Source organism: Terriglobales bacterium (assembly GCA_035543055.1).
Lineage (GTDB): Bacteria > Acidobacteriota > Terriglobia > Terriglobales > Acidobacteriaceae > JAIQFD01.
This window is the reverse complement of the sequence record DATKKJ010000064.1, coordinates 1-17,611: the sequence shown is the minus strand read 5'-3', so window position 1 is coordinate 17,611 and position 17,611 is coordinate 1. Positions and strand designations below refer to the sequence as shown.

The window sequence follows — 17,611 nt, the reverse complement described above, 5'->3', positions numbered from 1 at the left end:
GGCCAGGTTCTACCTCAGAGCCGGCGCTGCCTCGGCAGGCTGGCAGGCCGGCACTACCGCAGCGCGATGCTGAAGTCGAGCTGCAGCTCGTCCTTCACCTTCACGCCTCCGCCGCCGGCGGTCACCGGGGTGATGCCGAAGGTGGTCTGCCTGAAGTTGGCGGAAGCAGTGTAGTGCCCGGCGGCCTCGCGCGCCCTGACCATCACCGGATGCGTCTCCCCGTGCAGTGTGAGCTCGCCCTCGATCTTCCAGCCGTCGCCCTCACGCTGGGCGCGGGTGGAGCGGAAGCGGATGTCGGGGAAGCGCTCGGCGTCCAGCACCTTGGGCCCGAGCATGGTGGACTGCACCTCGGCCCGGTCGGCCGGCTTGAGGTCCGGATCGAGCACTTTCAGGTCGGCGGCGCGCACCAGTACCTCGACCTTGGGGTCGGCGCCGGACGCGTCCACGCTGCCCTGGGCGATGGGCCCGCGCACCTCGTGTCCGTGGCCGAAGGCGGAGAAGACCCCGGCCTTGCCGACGTGCACGGTAACGGTGGAGCGCGGGGGGTCGATGGCCCGCTCCTGCGCGGCCAGGGTGGCGCTCAGCAAGAGTAGGAAGCAGAGGGCCCGCAGGCCGCGGCTCATTGCCCCGCCCCCAGGCGCGCCAGTTCGCGGGCGAAGAGCGGGTTGGCGGGGAAGTCATCATGCAAGGAGGCCAGCAGCACCCGCGCCCGGGTGGGGTCGTGGTCGCGGAGATAGGCGATGGCCAGCAGCAGCCGGGCGAAGGGCGCGAGGTAGCGCCCGCGCTCGGCGCACAGGGTCAGCTCGCGCACGCCGGCGCTCTTGTCGCCGGCGTGTCCGCCCAGGCGCAGGAACCAGCGCACCGGGGCCGGCTGAAGGCCGACCAGGTACTTGCCGATCCCGGTCGCCAGGTACGCGTCGTAGAACTCAGGAGCGATGGCCAGCAGCTCCCGTCCCCAGCGCGCGCCCTCCTTGGTGTAGTCGAGCGAAGCCAGGTTGCGATTCTCGATGAGTGCCAGGTAATCGGCGCGCAGGCCGGCCACCAACGCCATGGTGAAGAGCGCGTTCTGGTCCTTGGGATCGCGGGCCAGGACGGAGCGCGCCAGGATCTGGGCCGCCATCAGCTTCGCTTCGAAGCGCGCCTTGAGCTGCGCATCGGGCTCGAGCTTCTGGCGCTTGCGGAATTCGTCGTCGTTGGTGAAGAACTTCGACTCCAGCACGTGCAGCCGTTGGAATTCGGAGAACAGCAATCCGGCCGCCTCCGAGGCTGGCCCCAGCGGGTCGCCCTCATGGACACGCTGCCACTCTTCGAACTCGTGCTGGGCGCCCGAGAAGTCGAGGTTGTACATGAGCCGGTAGCCGCGGTCGAGCGAGGGCGGCGGAGGGTCCTGCGCGGCCGCGGTGGCGGCCAGGACGACCACCAGAACAGCCCAGCAGGACGATTTCGACAGCAGCACTCTCATCAGCAAGGAACGACCCCCGGCAGGCACGATGTTGGGCCCTCTATATACAGAGGCCGCCGCGGGCCTGTCGGTTACGCGCCGCGGTGCGATCATACAGAAGAACGGGGTCAAAAGCGCTTTTCGTCGGGCTTCCGCCCCCTTGGGAGAGGGGACCCGGACTCGGAAGTTTCACGCCCGGGGGTGTAACCTGACTGCAACGTGGGGCATCCTCAAGCATGGCACCGACGCCCCGCGTGTCTTGCATGTCCCAGGACCAGGCTGAAGCACGGCTGATCGAGCGGATCCGCGGCGGCGAGCGGGAGCTGTTCTACGAGTTGGTTCGGCCTCACGAACGGGCGGTGTACCTGGTGGCTTACTCGGTGCTGAAGAACGAAGCCGACGCCGAAGACGTGGCCCAGGAAGCCATGCTCAAGGCTTTCCGCTCGCTCTCCGCCTTCCGCGGCGATGCCCGCTTCCAGCACTGGCTGGTGAAGATCGCGTTCAACGAAGCGCGCATGCGCTATCGCAAGCGGCAGGGCGAGAAGCTGCAGTCGCTGGACGACTCCGGGGACGACCAGGACTACGTGCCCCTGCAGATCGCCGACTGGCGCGAGCTTCCGCCCGAGGTGCTGGAGCGCAAGGAGATCCGCGAGGAGATCCAGAACGCCATCGCCCGCCTCTCGGACAAGTACCGCGAGGTCCTGGTGCTGCGCGACATCGAGGAATTGAGCATCGCCGAGACCGCGCAGATCCTCGACATCACCGAGGCCACGGTCAAGGTGCGGCTCTTCCGCGCCCGGCTCAAGTTGCGCGACCAGTTGGTGGAGCGCCTGCCCGGGTACCTCCGCCCCAAGAAGAAGACTCAGGCATGGTGATCGACTGCAAACACGTCTGGCGGGAGATCTCGAACTATATCGAGAACGATCTCGATCCGGAGCTGCGCCGGGAGATCGAGCTCCACCTGGAGACCTGCCGGCATTGCGCCGCGCTGCTGGATTCCACCCACAACGTGCTGGTGCTGATCGCCGACCAGCGGACCTTCCGGCTGCCCGCCGGCTTCCACGAGCGCCTCATGAAGCGCCTGGCCGAGGAGATCGGAGCCGGCTAGCCGCGCGGGTGGAGGTAGAAGTGGGCCCAGACCTCCAGCGCCAGCACGACGAAGGTCAGGAGCGAGGTGGAGACGGCGATGGCGATCCGCCGGCGCTCCGCGGTGCTCAGGGGCCGCAGCCGCCAGCGCGCCGCCGGGTTGCGCCGCAGCCTCCAGGCGTTCCATACCAAATACAGGTTGGCGGTTGCGCCGCTCAGGGCGAACGCCAACAGGATGGCCCGCGCCGCGTGCCCGTGAAACAGCTCCAGCGCTCCCGCCGCGCCCACCACGGAGATGCCCAACACCACGGCGATCGACTTCAGGAACACGCTGGTAGCGCAGGCGGCCTGCGCCATGGCGAACCATACCGAGCCCATCCCGATCACGGCCGTCTGCTTTACTCCGGCATCGTTCCCGGTTTCAGCCGGCAGCGCCTGGTCGGCAGCACTTCCCATAGAAGACACCTCACCCTTGGCAGATAGGAGTTAGACGCGCAGGACGGCGCCAGGTCATCAGAAAATCACACTCTTGCCATCTTGCAGGATTGACGGAGGATAGGTCGGCTGGCGACGGCTAGGGCTTGGTTTCGGTCTTGCTGTCGCTCGGCTTCTGGTCATCGTTCATAGCGTTCTTGAAGCCGCGGATGCCCTCACCGAGGCTCTTGCCCAGCTCCGGCAGCCGCTTGGGGCCGAACACCAGCACGGCAATGAACAGGATGACGAGCAGATGCATGGGTTGGAACAGTCCTTCGAGCATTCACATCTCCTGGAAGTGTCGGAGGGCGACACGAATTCCCTCTATTTAGAACACGGTGCGGCCCCAAAGGTCGCGGAAAATCAAGCGAAAAGCCGCTGAAGCAAGCCGCAGATGCCCTGTCTTCATTGACTTGCGCTGTCGCACACCCTACCATTCGACTTTCCGGAGGCGGGCCTTGATCGGCCAGACGATTTCCCACTACCGGGTGCTGCGCAAAATAGGCGGTGGGGGCATGGGAGTCGTCTATGAAGCGGAAGACGTGCGCCTGGGCCGCCGCGTCGCCCTCAAGTTCCTTCCCGAACAGTTCGCCAACGACGTCCACGCCCTGGAGCGCTTTCAGCGCGAAGCCCGGGCCGCCTCCAAGCTCAACCACCCCAACATCTGCACCATCTACGATGTCGGCGACTACCAGGGCCAGCCCTTCATCGCCATGGAGCTGCTGGAGGGCGAGAGCCTGAAGGACCGCTTGCACGACCACGCCATGGACTTCGACGAGGTGCTCGACATCAGCATCCAGATCGCCGATGCCCTCGACGCCGCGCACTCGGAAGGCATCGTGCACCGCGACATCAAGCCGGCCAATATCCTCATCACCCGGCGCGGGCAGGCCAAGATCCTCGATTTCGGCCTGGCCAAGCTGGTGCGCGAGAGCCAGGCCGTCCCGCAGCCGGTGGGCCCGCGCGCCGTGGCCATGGTCGCCGACCAGGAGCAGACCCAGACCGGGACCGGGATCATCGCAGGCACCGCTGTTTACATGTCGCCGGAGCAGGCCAACGGCGAGCCCCTCGATGCCCGCACCGACCTGTTCTCGTTCGGGGTCGTGCTCTACGAGATGGCGACCCACAAGAAGCCGTTCGCCGGCCCCAGCACGCTGCTCACCCTGGACAACATCCTGCACAAGAAGCCGATGTCGCCGCTGGTGCTGACCCCGGCGCTGCCGCCGGCCTTCGAGGACGTGATCGGCCGGGCGCTGGAGAAGAAACGCGAGCGCCGCTACCAGACGGCCGCCGAATTCCGCGAAGACCTGCGGCGGCTCAAGCGGGACAGCGATTCCGACATCCTGCCCACCATCACCCGGCCGGTGGCGCGCCGTCCCACCCGCACCTTCCGTTACAGCGATGTCCGCCACACCTACGTGCAACTGGGCATCGCCGGCGTGCTGGTGATGCTGGCGTTGGTGGTCACCATCTGGTGGGCCAAGCGCGGGGTGCATGCGCGCACGGTGAGCGCCGCGGCCAACAACACCATCGCCGTCCTGCCCCTGCAGAACGTCGGCAGTGATCCCTCGCTGGACTTCCTGCGCTTCGCCCTGGCCGACGAGATCGACACCGTGCTGGCCTACACCCGCTTCCTGGAGATCCGGCCCTCGGCCGCGACCAAGAAGTATGCCGACGATCCCAACGTGGACCCGCAGAAGGTGGGGAGGGACCTGCGGGTGGCCAACATCATGGCCGGACACTTCATGAAACAGGGACCCGACCTGGTGGTCACGCTACAGGCGGTGGAAGTGAAGAGCGACAAGGTGCTGTGGCAGGGGACGGTCAAGGCGCCCGCCGGCAACCTCATTCTGCTGCAGGACAAGCTGGCCACCGAGCTGCGCCGCGGGCTGCTGCCGGTGCTGGGGGGCTCCGCCGCCTCGACCACCGACACCTCGACCCCGCCCAAGAACTCCGAGGCCTTCGATCTCTACTTGCGCGCCACGGCCGTGCCCCATGATCCCGAAACCAACAAGGACGCCATCGCCATGCTGGAGCGGGCGGTGGGACTGGATCCGTCCTATGCCCCTGCCTGGGACGTGCTGGGACGGCGCTACTATTTCGATGCCGCCTACTTCGGGGGCGGCGAGGCGGTGATGAAGCGCTCCGATGCCGCCTATGAGCGCGCCATCGCGCTCGATGCCAACCTGTTCTCGGCCCGCGCCCACCTCACCCAGAACCGGGTGGAGCGCGGGGAACTGGCCAAAGCCTACGATGAGGCCCAGGAACTCATCCGGCTCCGCCCGGAGAACGCGCAGGCGCACTTCACGCTGGCCTATGTACTGCGCTACGCCGGGCTGCTCGACGAAGCCGCCCGGGAGTGCGACACCGCGGCGGCACTCGATCCCGGCAACTTTGACTTCCGTTCCTGTGCCATCACCTACGCGATGATGGGGAAACCCGATCGGGCCCTGGAATTCCTCAAGGTCGATTCCGGCTCGGAGTGGGCCACCGACGTGTTGCCCAGCATCCTGTTGCGCGCCGGCAAGCTGGGCGAGGCCCGGCAGGCGCTGCAAAAGATGAGCGCCAATCCCACCTGGTACCGTTTCCTGCTCTCCGCCTGCATCCAGCCGGGCGCGGTGTGGGAAGCCGATGACGCGGTGCACGCCGCCGAGCCCGCGCTGATGACCGAGCGCGATCCCGAGTTACGCTACTACCACGCCGCCATCCTCTCCTATTGCAGCAAGACCGACAGCGCCGCCAAGCTGCTACGCAGCGCCATCGCCAACAACTATTGCGCCTACCAGGCGCTGGAACTCGATCCTCTGATGGCCAACCTGCGCGAGATCCCGGCCTACGCCGAGCTGCTCCAGAAAGCGCATGACTGCCAGACGCGGGCCCTGGCGGGCCGCGGGCGATGATCGAGCGGCTGATCGGCATTGTTTTCTCCATCCTGCTGCTCACGATCGGCTGTCTTCTCGGACTGCTGGGCAGCATCCATGGCCCAGCCTCCTTAGCCTACGTTGTCCCGGCTTATGCTTTGACCGCTGTAGCGCTGCTATGGACCTTCTATTGGTCCGTCCGGCGGCGTGGATACCGACATCAGAGATTGCTGTTGATCTCCGCCGGCATCTTGCTGGATTCGGCGGTTCCACCGCCCCGTGCCAATAAGCGGCTACTTGGCTTGAGCTACCCGCCGTTGATGCCGCTGAGAAATCCTCCAAGGTGGGCAGTCAAAGCGACGGCGACGGCCGCCACGACTTCGATGGGGAAGCGGTAGAGGGGCAAACGGCAGGCTGGGTCTCGGCGTGACCGGAAGTGTAGCCACGCCACGACCCAGATCAGCGCGCTGGTCGCGCTGGCCAACGCAAAGTGCAGCAACAGGACTCCCTTGGGCTTGTGGCCCCCGAGGACCCACTGCCACGCCAGCACCCCGGTCAGCAGCACCGGCAGGGTCGAAATCGCCGCCGCGAGCAGGTTGTAGTAGGCGATAGCGGCGAGCGCCTGGTCCTTCGTCCGTTGCGCCACGAAGTCGAACCCAACCCCCACCAGGAACAGAGCGATGGGAAAGTGGATGAGCACCACGTGTTGCGCGTGCCTGGCGAGCAGGGCCGACTTGATGTCAAAGGGGTTCAAGCTGGCTCTCCGTCACTGCACCACGATCTTCGCCGTCATCTTGGGATGGACGGAGCAGAAGTAGCTGTAGGTCCCAGGTTGAGTGAAGGTGTAGGTGAACGCTTCGTCGGTATCGAGGACCTTCGATTTGAAAGTCCTGTCGTCCGCGACGACCGTATGCGGAATATCGTCGGCATTGACCCAGGTGACCCTGGCGCCGGCTGGGACGGTCAGGGTCGGCGGCGTGAAGCTGAAGTTGTCGATCTTCACGCGGTACTTGTCGGCGTTGTTTTCGGGGGCTCCCGCGCGAGCTTGTCCATTGCCGAAGACGACAAGACCGGCGAGCAACAGTAGCGAAACAACCATCCGGAAAGCGAATCCTTTGTGCATTGCGAACTCCTTGTTCGAAGAGCGAATCTAGGTTCCGATCGGTGAATCCGTGATCGCGAGAGCATGCCGGCCGCGGACATAGTCCACGTTGGTGATGCCCAAGAGCTCCCGCAGCTTCTCGGCGGGAACCTTCATCGGACCTGGCGAGGGCGCCGTGCCGGGCTGCGGTTGAGGAAAGGCGGTCGACATGGCGGTGTGGAAGGTGACGTTGCCCTCCACCTTCTGCATGGTCTGGTGGATGTGACCGTTGAGTACGGTGACGGAGCCGAACTTCTTCAGATAGGAAAGCGCCTGGGTACCGTCGTCGGTCCCCCAGCCCCAGTCCGGGTAGACGGTCCACAAGGGAATGTGGGCGAACAGCACGATGGGCGTGCTCTTCTTCAGGTGCTTCAGGTCCTTCTCGAGCCACTCCAGTTGCTCCTGGCCGAGATTGCCGAGGCCGCCGGCCTTGAGGTTCATGACGTTGACCAAGCCGATGAAATGCACGCCTTTCTGGTCGAAGCTGTACCAGCCGTCCCCCACAGTCTGCTTGCCGAACCGCTCCAGATACAGCTTGCCGTTGTCGTTGAGCACGTCGTGCTCGCCGGGGACATAGAACACCCTGCCGGTCCTGATGCTCTTGAGGTTCTGTTCCAGGGCGTCGAACTCCTCGGGTTTGGAGAGGTGTGTGAGGTCGCCGGTGTGAAGCACGAATTCCGGGGGTGTCGGCAGTGCATTGATCTTTGCGATCGCGGCCTGCAGGGTGGCGATCACGTCCGGGTTCGCGGCTTTGTTGAACCCGATGTGGCTGTCGCTGATCTGGACGAAACTCAGCTCCCCCTTGAGTGAACCGGCGTCGTGGCGGTCGAGTTGGTTGAGGGCAAACGATCTCAGGACTCCGCCCTGGAGGACGCAGAACGCGCCCGCTCCGGCCCAGGCCATGCATTTGAGGAAGCCTCGACGGTCGATGCCGTCATGGCTGTGATCGTGAATGATGTGGTCGGACATAGTTTTCTAGTGCGCCTCCTTAGTGGCGCGCCGTCATGGGTCTCAAATCTCGGCGTACGAGAGTGCTAACCGGGCCGGGAGGGTTTTATTCCCGAAAAATCGCGGCCCAAGATCCAACGTCACCGGCCTCGGTCCTGGGGCCCATCGCTGTCATGCATCGCGGACTTGAAGCCACGAATGCCTTCCCCCAATCCCTTTCGCAGCTCGGGGAGCTTCTTGGGCCCAAATACCAACAGGGCGATCCCGAGGATCACCAGCAGATGCATCGGTTGAAACAGACCTTCAAACATGTGACCTCCAATGTGCGCCCGGCAAGCGTCTCTCGAAACGCAGCGTTGTTTCTCTGGGTGCTGGGCCGCTACAGGGATAACCGCTGTCGTTCATTTCTATTCCCTGCGGAGCGGTGGGAATAAAACGCGGCCGCCTCCGTTCTCACCGGTGCATGGCGCAATGAGGTCATGACAGAAGGAGCCGAAGGCAATGAACAGATTCGTTTCGCAAGCCATGATGGTTTGCATGCTGGGAGTCGGACTGGCGTGGGCCGAGACGCCTGCCCAGCCGCAAACGGCCGCAGCCAATCCAAGCCAGGTGGAACAGCGGGAGCCCGGCTGTGCCGACAAGAACGGTATGTCCAGCAAAGAGGCCAAGAAGCAGGCCAAGTTGGCCAAGAAGCAGGAGAAAGAGGCTCGGAAGCGCGCCCGCCAGGAAGCTGAGCCGCAGGCGGCCCCGGATCTGGTCGAGATGGGTGGTGGCGGTTAATGTCGTCGTCCTCCGGAGGGAAGGGGCAGGAGCCCGAACCTGGGACTGCCCCGCCACGGTTTGTCCGGGCGCAGATGGCCACGGCACTCGGAGGCATTGCCGGGATTTTGAAATAAAAGACGGTGTATCGGGAATAGAATGCCGTCCGCCCTGGTTTACGTAGGCGGATGACGTGTCCCGGCCAGATCCTCAATTCGAAGCGCTGGCGATGCCGCTGTTCGACTCGCTCTATAACCTGGCGCACTGGCTGACCCAGAGCCGCGAGGATGCCGAGGACCTGGTGCAAGAGACATTCGCCAAGGCGTTGAAGGGGTTCGGCTCGTTCCAGCCGGGGACGAATTTTCGCGCCTGGATCTTTCGCATCTTGCGCAACACGTTCCTGACCTCGCGGACCGGCCTGGCGGCGACCGCGACCAAACTGCCGCTGAATGAGGAGGAGGACGAGTCGGTGTTGACGCCGTCGCCGACGACGCCGGAATCGCTGCTGCTGGAGCGGCTTGAGGCCGATGCCCTTCACCACGCCATTGCCGGCCTGCCGGTGCCGTATCGCGAGGTCCTGCTATTGGCCGATATGGAAGAGATGTCGTATCAGGAGATCGCCGACACCATCGGCATCCCCATCGGGACGGTGATGTCGCGGCTGTCGCGGGCGCGCCGGGCGGTGCGCGAGACATTGCAGGGAAGCACGCGCAAACAGGGGGCCTCGAGATGACCTGCGAGCGCTGGGAGACCAAGATCGACGCCTACGTGGACGGGGAGCTGGCGGGGGAGGAAGAGCGTAACTTTCGCGAGCACCTGGCGTCCTGCGCCGCCTGTTCGCAGGCGACGCTGGGGCGGATGGACCTGAAGCGTGCTGTGAAGTCGGCGGGGAAGCGGTATCAGCCCTCGGTGGAGTTCCGCGCGCGCATGGCGCGCCGGATCGCCGCGCCCAGGCCGAGGGCAGCGGCCGCCTGGTGGCGCCCGGTGGTGGTTGGCTTGGCGGTGCTGCTGCTGGCGTTCACGGGGCACGTTTTTTATGTGCACAACGCGCAACGGCAGCAGGTGATCCGCGAGATCGCCGACCTGCACGTCACGAATCTCGCCGGCGCGAGCCCGGTGGACGTGGTTTCGTCCGACCAGCACACGGTCAAGCCCTGGTTCCAAGGCAAGCTGCCGTTCACCTTCGACCTGCCGGACTTGAACGGAACACAGTTCGAGCTGATCGGTGGGCGGATGGTGTTCGTCGAGCAGGAGCCCGCGGCGCTGCTGGTATTCGGCATCCGCAAGCACAAGGTATCCGTGATCTTGAGTCTGGACCGCGATGGGCTGGAAAGGCTCGGCTCCACCGAGACCTCAGTCAACTCCTTTCACCTGGAGAGTTGGTCGCAGCGCGGGCTGCGCTACACGGTGATCAGCGACGCGGCGTCGCAGGACGTGCACACGCTGGCGGAGCTGTTTCGATCGACGCCTCGGCAGTGAAAGACGTCATCCGAGTAGGAGCCCCTCAAAAGTCTTGGCTGGGTCGTCGGTAAGAATGAAGAAGCAAGAAAAACGCCTTCCCGCCGAAAAGGAAGCCGGCGGGAAGGCGCGGTTGAAGATGACTACGCCGTCTTGAGGGCCGTCCGTACGCTGGATTCGGGGGCCTCAGGGCGCTTGGCGAGCAGCTCGCAGATCAGTGCGATCGCCGCCAAGACAGCCGCGGTGTAGAAAGCGGCCTGGTAGTTCTTGTACTTGTCGTAGAGCACGCCGCCGATGCGCGGGCCGATGATGCCGGCCACGCCCCAGGCGGTGAACAGCATGCCGTAGTTGATGCCGGCGTTCTTGGTGCCCCAGAAGTCGGAGGCGGCCGAGCCGTTCACCGACAACTGCGTGCCATAGCACCAGTACACGACGAACACCGCCGCATACAGTCCGACCACGTTGCCGCCCACCAGGTACAGCACCGGCATGGCGATGGCGGAGATGGCGATCATCAGACGCAGCTGAGCGATGCGGCCGATGGCGTCAGACATCCAGCCGGAAAGGATTCGGCCGAGAGCGTTGCCGGCCGCGCCCACCACCAAGCTCATGGTGGCCAGGGCAGCCGCGGCGATGCCCACGCTTTTGGCAAAGGGCACCAACTGGCTGATGACCATCAGGCCGGCGGAACAGCCCAGCGCGTACGCCACCCACATAAAGTAGAACGTCGGGGTGCGCAGGGTCTCGCTGGGGCTGAACTCATAGGTGGTGGCCGCCGACTTGGAGGCCGGAGCCGGAGCCCAGCCGGCCGGCTTGTAGCCCGCCGGTGGGTTCTGCAGCAGGAAGGAGCCGAAGACGGTCATCACGAAGAAGATACCGCCCAGGATCTGGAAGGTAGCGCGCCAGCCGAACGCCGGGATCAGGTAGAGGTTGGCAAGCGGGCCGAAGATGGCGGAACCGCCGCCGTAACCGGCTACCGCCAGGCCCACCGCCAGGCCGCGTTTGTCCGGGAACCACTTGGCCATGACGGGGATGGGCGTGGAGTATCCGAAGCCGTTGCCCAGGCCTCCGATCGCGCCGAAGCAGATGAACAGGTACGTCAGGCTGCTGGTGTAGGCGCAGAGGAAGAAGCCGATGCTGACCAGGATGCCGCCAATAAGGGAGATCTTGAACGGCCCCAGTTTGTCCTGCAAGCGGCCGGCGATCACGAAGGTGATGGCGAAGACCACCACCGCGATGGTGAACACCATCGAGGTGTCGGCGCGCTTCCATTTGAATTCTTTTTCCAGAGGAGCGATGAAAACGCTCCACGCGTAGAGGGAGCCTAAAGCGAGGTTCATGGAGAGACCGCCCACCACCCGCCACCAACGGCTGAGGCCGGTCCCAGGAGTAGCTTGTGCCGCTGTTGCCATAGTATGAGTCTCCTGTCGGTAGTTCGTTTATCTGAGGCTGCGCGCGCGATCATCCGGATCCACGGCGCGCAGGTTTCGGGGGTTGGACCCAACCGCTCACGCGTGCCACACAGGGGGAAGCGACGGGCCGAGGGCCCGTCACGCCCTGATGCGGGCGCGCAGCCGTCCCCAGCGGATCCTTCCTGTGCCTCGCCGCAGGGTCTCCGAAGGTCAGCCCGTCGCGGCGCCCCGAAGCGCAGTACGGGCCCGCCCGGAGGGGGCCTGCGATGATTCCGCGCATTCTTCACCCCGCGCTCCCGGCTTGCAGTGATAACGGTCACATAGCCGCGTGACGGTTGACGCTCCCCCCTGTTTGGCCCGAAGCGGGAACCGCCGCCTTTTTGAAGGCGATGGACTGGAAAGGGCGGGGTTTTCCACCGCGCCGTCCCCGGCGGGAGGGTCATTTCACCGCGCCCACGGTGAAGCCGGCGATGAAGCGGTCGAGGAACAGGTTGTAGAGCAGGGCGATGGGCACGCTGGCGATCAGGCATCCGGCCATCAGCGACCCCCAGAAGTAAACGTCGCCGCGGATGAGGAAGGTGGGCACGCCCACCCCCAGCATCTGGTGCGCCTCCGGGGAGATGAAGGTCAGCGCGTACACGAATTCCTGGGTCACCAGGGTGAAGGTGAAGATGACCACGGTCAGGATGCCAGAGAGGGAGATGGGGATCACCAGCTTGTAGAAAGCCTGGAAGCGGGTGAGGCCGTCCACCATGGCGGCGTCCTCCAGCTCCCTGGGAATGGTCTTGAAGAAGCCCATCAGCAGCCAGATGGAGAAGGGCACGGTGAAGCTGGGGTAGACGACCACGACCGACCAGATGGTGTCCTGCAGCCCCAGGATGGCGACCACGCGCGACAACGGGATGAAGAGCAGGGTGGGGGGGACCAGGTAGGTGAGGAAGATGCCGATCCCCAGGCGCTGTCCCCAGCGGCCGGTGAGCCGCGCCAGGGCATAGGCGGCGGGCAAGGCCAGCACCAAGGTGATCCCGACCACCAGGACCCCGACCAGGGCCGTGTTGCCCAGCCAGCGCAGGAAGCTGGTCTCCAGGAACAGCAGGCGCAGGTTCTCCAGCGTCGGTTTGGCATTGAAGATGAAGGGATTGTTCTCGAGGTTATAGAGGTCGCTGGATTGCTTGAAGGTGGTGATCAGCATCCAGTAGAAGGGGAAGGCGAGCAGGACGGTGAACACCACCACGACCACCCAGTGGGCGAGGTTGTAAAAAGCGGTGCGTGCGGCGCCCCGGGCCATCACACCACCTCCGCCCGGTGGGCCATGCGCAGCATGCCCCAGGCCACCAGCACCAGCAGGGGCACCAGGAAGAGCGAGATGGCAGCGCCGGCCGACAGGTCCCCGCCCAGAATGCCGGTGAAGAAGGCCAGCGAAGGCAGCACCTGGGTGGAATCGAAGGGCCCGCCGGCGGTCAGGATGTAGACCACGGTCATGTCGGTGAAGGTGAAGATGATGCCGAACAGCACGGCCACGTTGACGATGGGCAGCATCATGGGGATGCGGATCTGGAACAAGGTGCGCCAGAACCCCGCGCCGTCTACGGCCGCCGCCTCGGGGATGTCCTTGGGGATAGCGGTGACGCCCGCCAGGAGGATCACGGTGGAGAAGGGCAGCAGCCGCCAAGTGTGTACCGCGATCACCGAGATCATGGCCAGGGTGGGCTCGCCCAGCCACATGGGCGCGCCATAGGGTTTGTAGATGTGCATCGCCACCAGCAGCCAGTTGATGACGCTGTACAGCGAATCCAGGATCCATTTCCAGCCGATGGCGCCCAGCGAGATCGGCGCCACCCAGGGCATCAAGACCAGGAAGCGGATAAAGCCGCGCCCGCGAAACTTCTTCTCCAGCACCAGCGACAGGATGGTCGAGCCGACGATCACCAGCACCTGCGAACTGATGGTGAAAATAAAGGAATTCTTGAGCGCCGTGCGGAAGCTGGGGCTCGCGAGGATGTGGCGGTAGTTCTCCAGGCCGACGAAGTGGTAGCCGACGCTGCCCACGCGCACGTCCCCGAAAGCGTAGAGAAAAGCCATCACGAAAGGCACGCCGATCAGGGCGGCGATGTAGAGCACGGCGGGGCCGAACATGGCGATGCCCAAACCGTAGGTGCGGGCGGCGGGGGTGCGGAAGTATCCCCCGCCTTTTTTCTCCGGCGGGGTGACGCCCACCCCCGGGGGAGGCGGGGTCTTGGCGCCTATTGCCATGCCAGGGCCCTCGCCTGGGTCTTCTTCTCGGTCTGGCGGTCGAAGAAGCGCAAGTCCTTCTCGGCGACGGCGAAGTCGTAGACTTCACCGAGTTGGAAGGAGGCCGCCGATGGCAGGCGCGAGATGATCTCCTTGTCCTTGAACTTGCCGCTGTCCACTGCGGCGTACAGGATCCATTCCGATCCGAGGTACTCGACGTTCTGTACGCGCAGGCGGAATCTCACGGCGGTTGCCGGCGCGAGCTCGAGCGGAGCGACGTGTTCGGGACGGAAGCCCACGATCACCTCCTGATCCACGAGCAGGTTCATGGGCGGGGAACCGAGGAAGGTGGCGACAAAGGTGTCTTCCGGCTGGTCATAGACCTCAGTCGGGGTGCCGAGCTGACGGACGATGCCCTGATGCAGCACCATGACCCGGTCGCCCATGGCCATAGCCTCCACCTGGTCGTGGGTGACGTAGATGGTGGTGGTGCCGATGCGGCGGTGGAAGATCTCCAGTTCTTCCCGGGCGGAAGCCCGCAGCTTGGCGTCGAGGTTGGAGAGCGGCTCGTCGAGCAGGAAGACCGAGGGCTCACGCACGATGGCGCGGGCCAGGGCCACGCGCTGGCGCTCGCCGCCGGAGAGTTCGCGCGGCTTGCGTTGCAGCAGGCGGGTGATGCCCAGCAGCCCCGCCGCCCATTCCACCTTCTCCTTGTGCTTTTCCTTGGGCACCTTCTGCGCTTTCAGGGGAAAGGCGATGTTCTTGTACACGCTCAGGTGGGGATAGAGCGCGTAGCTCTGGAAGACCATCGCGATGCGGCGCTCGCGCGGGGTCAGGTACGTGACGTCCTGGCCGCCGATCAGGATGGTGCCCGAGGTGGGCGTCTCCAGTCCGGCGATCATACGCAGGAGCGTGGTCTTGCCTGAACCGGAAGGCCCGAGAAAGACCAGGAACTCGCCCTCGCGGGTGACCAGATTCACTTCATTAACGGCCCCGAGTTCTCCTGCCTTGAAGATCTTGGTGAGATTGCGGGTTTCGACAACAGCCATCCTTACCTCGGTACGAGCGGTGTCGTGCAAACAAGAGAAGGAGTGTACCACGCTGCCCCGCGCGCCAACCGCAGTGCGCGCGCCGGATCGGGACACGAACAAGAAACTGCCCTTCCGGCATAGGCCGGAAGGGCGGGAAGCAGGGAGAGGCTGAACTACTTCCAGCGTTCCCAGATGCGTTTGTATTCGGTTTCCATCGCCTTGACGCCTTCCTCCGGGGTCTCGTCACCGCGGGCCACCTTGGCGAAGTGGGTGGGGATGACCCAGGTGGTGAAGGCTTCGTCGATGGCGGCGGTGGCGTAGCCGGGGTAGCCGACGTTGGTGGCCCAATCGAGCACGTCGCTGAGCACGGCGTACTTGTTGGGAGGTTCGGCCGCGGGATCGTTCTGGATGGTCTTCTGCAGGTCGGGCACGGTGCTGGGGAAGCAGGGGAAGTTGTACCACTTGCCCGCTTCGAAGCCGGACTTGAAGTTGTCGATGTAATCGATGAGGAACTGCTGCGCGCCTTCCTTGTTCTCGGCGAACTCCCAGACCACGTAGCAGTCCATGACGTGCTCGGCGGCCAGCCGCTTGGCCGGGCCCTTGAGCGCCTTGGAGATCATGACGTGCTTGGAGATCTCCGAGTGCTCGCGTTCCGCCTGGCGGGTGATGGAGATGGCGTTCATGACAAAAGACAGCTTGCCCGCCAGCATGCCGCGATTGTTGGACGACGGGTCCCAGGTGAAGACTTCGGCCGTCTCCGACTCCTGGAAGAGCGCCTTCACGAACTTCAGGGCTTCGACCGTCTGCTTGGAGTTGATGGCCACGTTGCCGTGCTCGTCCTGCTCCTTGCCGCCGAAGGACCAGAGGATGGCGCGCATGGCCATGCTGGTGTCGAGTTCCTGGGAGAGTCCGACGCCGCAGGGATGGCCGCTCTTGTCCTTGATCTTCTTGGCGCCGGCGCGCAGGTCGTCGTAGGTATCGGGGCCGTTGGGATAGCCCGCCTCGGCCCACCACTCCTTGTAGTAGTTGCCGGGATCGGGCACGTAGGAATCGGAGAAGGCGAAGTACTTCTTGGTCTTCGGGTTGTAGGTGGACTTGTGCGCCAGATCGATCTTCTTGCCGTGTTTCTTCTCCACTTCCTGGTACACGTGGGTCATGTCGATGACCTGCTTCTCGAAGGCGGCGGGAGGGGAGAGGAACATGAACAGGTCATGCCCCTTCTTGGCCGAGACCTCGGCGGTGGCGCGGGTCTTCAGCTCGTTGAGATTGATGTGGTCCACCACCACGTTGGTGTTGTTCTTCTGTCCCCATTGCTTGGTGAACTCGTTGTCAAACCACTTGTCGTAATCGGGGACGAAGTGGCTCCACTGGCCGATCTTCAGGGTCTTTTGCTGGGCTTGGGCCCGTTCCGGAAAAAGAAACGCAGGCCCTACTCCGGCCACCAGAGCGCCGGTCCCCATGGTCTTGACGAAATCGCGCCGGCTCCAGCGGCCGCTCTTCTTTCTCGACATCGGGATTTCCTCCTTTGGGAGTTGGACAGGACTGCGAAAATAGCCCTCTTTTTTTGGCGGGCCACATCATACGCCTCGGCCCGGAAAGTGCAACTCTGGAGCGGCAAAAAAGGCGGGGCGGCCGCAAGGCCGCCCCGGTTGGGTTGATCCAGGTCAGAAGGTGAAGATGGTGGAGAATTCGCTGTGCAGGTCGTGCGCGACGTGCTGCGCGTGGCCTTCCCAGGTCGCCGTACCCACGTCGATGGTCTGGTAGTGGCCGATCTCGTAGCCGAAGGTGACGTACTGGTTGAGTTTGTACTGGAGATTGGCAAAGGCCCAGCTGGACTGCCGGGGTTGGGTAGCGCTTAGTTTCCTGGCATCGCGGGCAAAGACCGAATCCAGCCCGTAATGCAGGTTGAGGGTCCAGCCGGCGTTGCGGCCCGTGGGATCCGCACCGAAGATGCGGGAGAGCGGGAAGCCCAGTTCAGCAAAGCCGCCCTGGGAGCGGACCACGTTCTGCGGGATGAAGACCGCCGTGGGGATGGTGTTGGCCGTACCGCTGGCGCCAGGATCGATGGTGGCAAAGTTGATGACCGAAGCCCCGTCGACGGAGAACCCACAGTTGTAGCCGCCCGACGCGCAGCCGATGGTGTTGGCGGTGCCGGCGGGTCCGGTAGCTGTCTGCCCCGGAACAGCGGCGAAGTCGTTGAACTCCTTCAGGAGCTGGCCGGCGAAGTAGAAGCGCAGGTCGGTGCCCCTGTAGTAGTTGGCGATGAAGGTCACGTAGCGAGTGGGGAGTTGGAAGCCGGCCGTCCAGCCATTGCGGTCGGTGTCCACCTTGACGCCAGTCGGGAACGCAGCCTTGTAGAGGTTGGCGTTGGCGCCACCGGCGCCGTTGCCGCAGAGTGGCGTCAGACCATTCGAGGCGAAGACCGAGGTGGCGGGCGCGGTGCAGCTGGGGATCTGCGAGAACGGAACGATCGCGGTGCGGGCCGCGTTCATGCCGCTGACGATGATCTGCGCCGGCGCAACGCCCTTGGCGTGGTCGAGCTGGAACTGAAAGACCAGCCGTCCCTGGACCTCAGGACGCCCGGAATCGGCGCCCTGCCGCTCGCCATACGCGAGCTGGTCGCCCAGGTTGCCCGGCGACGTGGTGACGGTGACCACGGTAGCAGGGCAAGGAAACGGACCAGCACACGCAGGTACCGTCACCCACTGCGGGCCGACGGCCGACGGCGGGGTGGTGCCGAACGCCGGGTAGACGATGGCGAACTCCGG

20 protein-coding genes are annotated in these 17,611 nt (G+C 64.6%); 6 read left to right on the top strand and 14 right to left on the bottom strand.

The features are described 5' to 3' along the window. Nucleotides 1–53: 53 nt before the first annotated feature. Together VMS96_05265 and VMS96_05260 are read right to left on the bottom strand one after the other, a co-directional pair. Nucleotides 54–623, bottom strand: coding sequence for a YceI family protein (locus tag VMS96_05265; GenBank protein ID HVP42817.1), 570 nt, complete (start codon nucleotides 621–623; stop codon nucleotides 54–56). Next, entirely contained in the window at nucleotides 620–1,462 is an 843-nt protein-coding gene (locus VMS96_05260) for a hypothetical protein (GenBank protein ID HVP42816.1), read from the bottom strand. The genes VMS96_05265 and VMS96_05260 overlap by 4 nt, the downstream gene beginning before the upstream one ends. Nucleotides 1,463–1,704: 242 nt before the next feature. Here VMS96_05260 and VMS96_05255 point away from each other — a divergent pair, with 242 nt between their 5' ends. Both VMS96_05255 and VMS96_05250 read left to right on the top strand, forming a co-directional pair. Further along, nucleotides 1,705–2,316 carry a sigma-70 family RNA polymerase sigma factor gene (locus VMS96_05255; protein HVP42815.1) on the top strand — a complete coding sequence of 204 codons (612 nt, stop codon included), beginning with the start codon at nucleotides 1,705–1,707 and terminating at the stop codon, nucleotides 2,314–2,316. Continuing rightward, nucleotides 2,310–2,549, top strand: a complete 240-nt coding sequence (locus VMS96_05250) for an anti-sigma factor (GenBank protein ID HVP42814.1) — start codon at nucleotides 2,310–2,312, stop codon at nucleotides 2,547–2,549. Before VMS96_05255 ends, VMS96_05250 begins: the two co-directional genes overlap by 7 nt. On the opposite strand, the gene VMS96_05245 is transcribed toward VMS96_05250, so the two are convergent. Then, entirely contained in the window at nucleotides 2,546–2,983 is a 438-nt protein-coding gene (locus VMS96_05245) for a hypothetical protein (GenBank protein HVP42813.1), read from the bottom strand. The two genes, VMS96_05250 and VMS96_05245, sit on opposite strands and share 4 nt — an antisense overlap. Before the next feature lie 118 nt (nucleotides 2,984–3,101). Beyond that, nucleotides 3,102–3,284: a twin-arginine translocase TatA/TatE family subunit gene (locus VMS96_05240; GenBank protein ID HVP42812.1), complete on the bottom strand. Its 183-nt coding sequence runs from the start codon at nucleotides 3,282–3,284 to the stop codon at nucleotides 3,102–3,104. A gap of 175 nt (nucleotides 3,285–3,459) precedes the next feature. On the opposite strand from VMS96_05240, the gene VMS96_05235 reads away from it, so the two are divergent. Further along, entirely contained in the window at nucleotides 3,460–5,901 is a 2,442-nt protein-coding gene (locus tag VMS96_05235) for a protein kinase (GenBank protein HVP42811.1), read from the top strand. Nucleotides 5,902–6,169: 268 nt separating this feature from the next. On the opposite strand, the gene VMS96_05230 is transcribed toward VMS96_05235, so the two are convergent. From VMS96_05230 to VMS96_05215, 4 genes are all read right to left on the bottom strand, one after another. Continuing rightward, a complete protein-coding gene (locus VMS96_05230; protein ID HVP42810.1) occupies nucleotides 6,170–6,616 on the bottom strand; it encodes a DUF2231 domain-containing protein in 447 nt (148 codons plus the stop codon). 12 nt (nucleotides 6,617–6,628) lie between these two features. After that, nucleotides 6,629–6,985 (bottom strand): cupredoxin family copper-binding protein, encoded by a 357-nt coding sequence (locus VMS96_05225; protein ID HVP42809.1) that lies wholly within the window; start codon nucleotides 6,983–6,985, stop codon nucleotides 6,629–6,631. Between the two features lie 27 nt (nucleotides 6,986–7,012). Then, nucleotides 7,013–7,972 (bottom strand): metallophosphoesterase, encoded by a 960-nt coding sequence (locus VMS96_05220; GenBank protein ID HVP42808.1) that lies wholly within the window; start codon nucleotides 7,970–7,972, stop codon nucleotides 7,013–7,015. A 119-nt stretch (nucleotides 7,973–8,091) separates the two neighbouring features. Continuing rightward, entirely contained in the window at nucleotides 8,092–8,262 is a 171-nt protein-coding gene (locus VMS96_05215; protein ID HVP42807.1) for a twin-arginine translocase TatA/TatE family subunit, read from the bottom strand. A 190-nt stretch (nucleotides 8,263–8,452) separates the two neighbouring features. Between VMS96_05215 and VMS96_05210 the strand changes: the two genes are divergently transcribed. The 3 genes from VMS96_05210 (at nucleotide 8,453) to VMS96_05200 (ending at nucleotide 10,189) form a co-directional block, all read left to right on the top strand. Continuing rightward, nucleotides 8,453–8,731 (top strand): hypothetical protein, encoded by a 279-nt coding sequence (locus VMS96_05210; GenBank protein HVP42806.1) that lies wholly within the window; start codon nucleotides 8,453–8,455, stop codon nucleotides 8,729–8,731. Nucleotides 8,732–8,903: 172 nt separating this feature from the next. Beyond that, nucleotides 8,904–9,443 (top strand): sigma-70 family RNA polymerase sigma factor, encoded by a 540-nt coding sequence (locus VMS96_05205; protein ID HVP42805.1) that lies wholly within the window; start codon nucleotides 8,904–8,906, stop codon nucleotides 9,441–9,443. After that, on the top strand, nucleotides 9,440–10,189 hold the full coding sequence (locus VMS96_05200) for a zf-HC2 domain-containing protein (GenBank protein HVP42804.1): 750 nt from the start codon (nucleotides 9,440–9,442) through the stop codon (nucleotides 10,187–10,189). Before VMS96_05205 ends, VMS96_05200 begins: the two co-directional genes overlap by 4 nt. A 122-nt stretch (nucleotides 10,190–10,311) precedes the next feature. Here VMS96_05200 and VMS96_05195 read toward each other — a convergent pair whose 3' ends face one another. From VMS96_05195 to VMS96_05170, 6 genes are all read right to left on the bottom strand, one after another. Further along, entirely contained in the window at nucleotides 10,312–11,580 is a 1,269-nt protein-coding gene (locus tag VMS96_05195; protein HVP42803.1) for an OFA family MFS transporter, read from the bottom strand. Nucleotides 11,581–12,019: 439 nt separating this feature from the next. Next, complete coding sequence (locus VMS96_05190) at nucleotides 12,020–12,868, bottom strand: carbohydrate ABC transporter permease (protein ID HVP42802.1); 849 nt, start codon at nucleotides 12,866–12,868, stop codon at nucleotides 12,020–12,022. After that, complete coding sequence (locus tag VMS96_05185) at nucleotides 12,868–13,833, bottom strand: sugar ABC transporter permease (protein HVP42801.1); 966 nt, start codon at nucleotides 13,831–13,833, stop codon at nucleotides 12,868–12,870. Before VMS96_05185 ends, VMS96_05190 begins: the two co-directional genes overlap by 1 nt. Then, a complete protein-coding gene (locus tag VMS96_05180; GenBank protein ID HVP42800.1) occupies nucleotides 13,824–14,861 on the bottom strand; it encodes an ABC transporter ATP-binding protein in 1,038 nt (345 codons plus the stop codon). The genes VMS96_05185 and VMS96_05180 overlap by 10 nt, the downstream gene beginning before the upstream one ends. 155 nt (nucleotides 14,862–15,016) lie before the next feature. Then, the gene (locus tag VMS96_05175) at nucleotides 15,017–16,354 is read right to left on the bottom strand and encodes an extracellular solute-binding protein (GenBank protein ID HVP42799.1); all 1,338 of its coding nucleotides are present in this window, start codon (nucleotides 16,352–16,354) and stop codon (nucleotides 15,017–15,019) included. Nucleotides 16,355–16,507: 153 nt separating this feature from the next. Then, on the bottom strand, nucleotides 16,508–17,611 hold a 1,104-nt coding region (locus VMS96_05170), incomplete at its 5' end, for a hypothetical protein (protein HVP42798.1).

What these genes read in the sequence shown, in the direction of transcription:
- VMS96_05265 (HVP42817.1), bottom strand. Translation starts at nt 623, where the DNA reads ATGAGCCGCGGCCTGCGGGCCCTCTGCTTCCTACTCTTGCTGAGCGCC.
- VMS96_05260 (HVP42816.1), bottom strand. Translation starts at nt 1,462, where the DNA reads ATGAGAGTGCTGCTGTCGAAATCGTCCTGCTGGGCTGTTCTGGTGGTC.
- VMS96_05255 (HVP42815.1), top strand. Translation starts at nt 1,705, where the DNA reads ATGTCCCAGGACCAGGCTGAAGCACGGCTGATCGAGCGGATCCGCGGC.
- VMS96_05250 (HVP42814.1), top strand. Translation starts at nt 2,310, where the DNA reads ATGGTGATCGACTGCAAACACGTCTGGCGGGAGATCTCGAACTATATC.
- VMS96_05245 (HVP42813.1), bottom strand. Translation starts at nt 2,983, where the DNA reads ATGGGAAGTGCTGCCGACCAGGCGCTGCCGGCTGAAACCGGGAACGAT.
- VMS96_05240 (HVP42812.1), bottom strand. Translation starts at nt 3,284, where the DNA reads ATGCTCGAAGGACTGTTCCAACCCATGCATCTGCTCGTCATCCTGTTC.
- VMS96_05225 (HVP42809.1), bottom strand. Translation starts at nt 6,985, where the DNA reads ATGCACAAAGGATTCGCTTTCCGGATGGTTGTTTCGCTACTGTTGCTC.
- VMS96_05220 (HVP42808.1), bottom strand. Translation starts at nt 7,972, where the DNA reads ATGTCCGACCACATCATTCACGATCACAGCCATGACGGCATCGACCGT.
- VMS96_05215 (HVP42807.1), bottom strand. Translation starts at nt 8,262, where the DNA reads ATGTTTGAAGGTCTGTTTCAACCGATGCATCTGCTGGTGATCCTCGGG.
- VMS96_05210 (HVP42806.1), top strand. Translation starts at nt 8,453, where the DNA reads ATGAACAGATTCGTTTCGCAAGCCATGATGGTTTGCATGCTGGGAGTC.
- VMS96_05200 (HVP42804.1), top strand. Translation starts at nt 9,440, where the DNA reads ATGACCTGCGAGCGCTGGGAGACCAAGATCGACGCCTACGTGGACGGG.
- VMS96_05195 (HVP42803.1), bottom strand. Translation starts at nt 11,580, where the DNA reads ATGGCAACAGCGGCACAAGCTACTCCTGGGACCGGCCTCAGCCGTTGG.
- VMS96_05190 (HVP42802.1), bottom strand. Translation starts at nt 12,868, where the DNA reads ATGGCCCGGGGCGCCGCACGCACCGCTTTTTACAACCTCGCCCACTGG.
- VMS96_05185 (HVP42801.1), bottom strand. Translation starts at nt 13,833, where the DNA reads ATGGCAATAGGCGCCAAGACCCCGCCTCCCCCGGGGGTGGGCGTCACC.
- VMS96_05180 (HVP42800.1), bottom strand. Translation starts at nt 14,861, where the DNA reads ATGGCTGTTGTCGAAACCCGCAATCTCACCAAGATCTTCAAGGCAGGA.
- VMS96_05175 (HVP42799.1), bottom strand. Translation starts at nt 16,354, where the DNA reads ATGTCGAGAAAGAAGAGCGGCCGCTGGAGCCGGCGCGATTTCGTCAAG.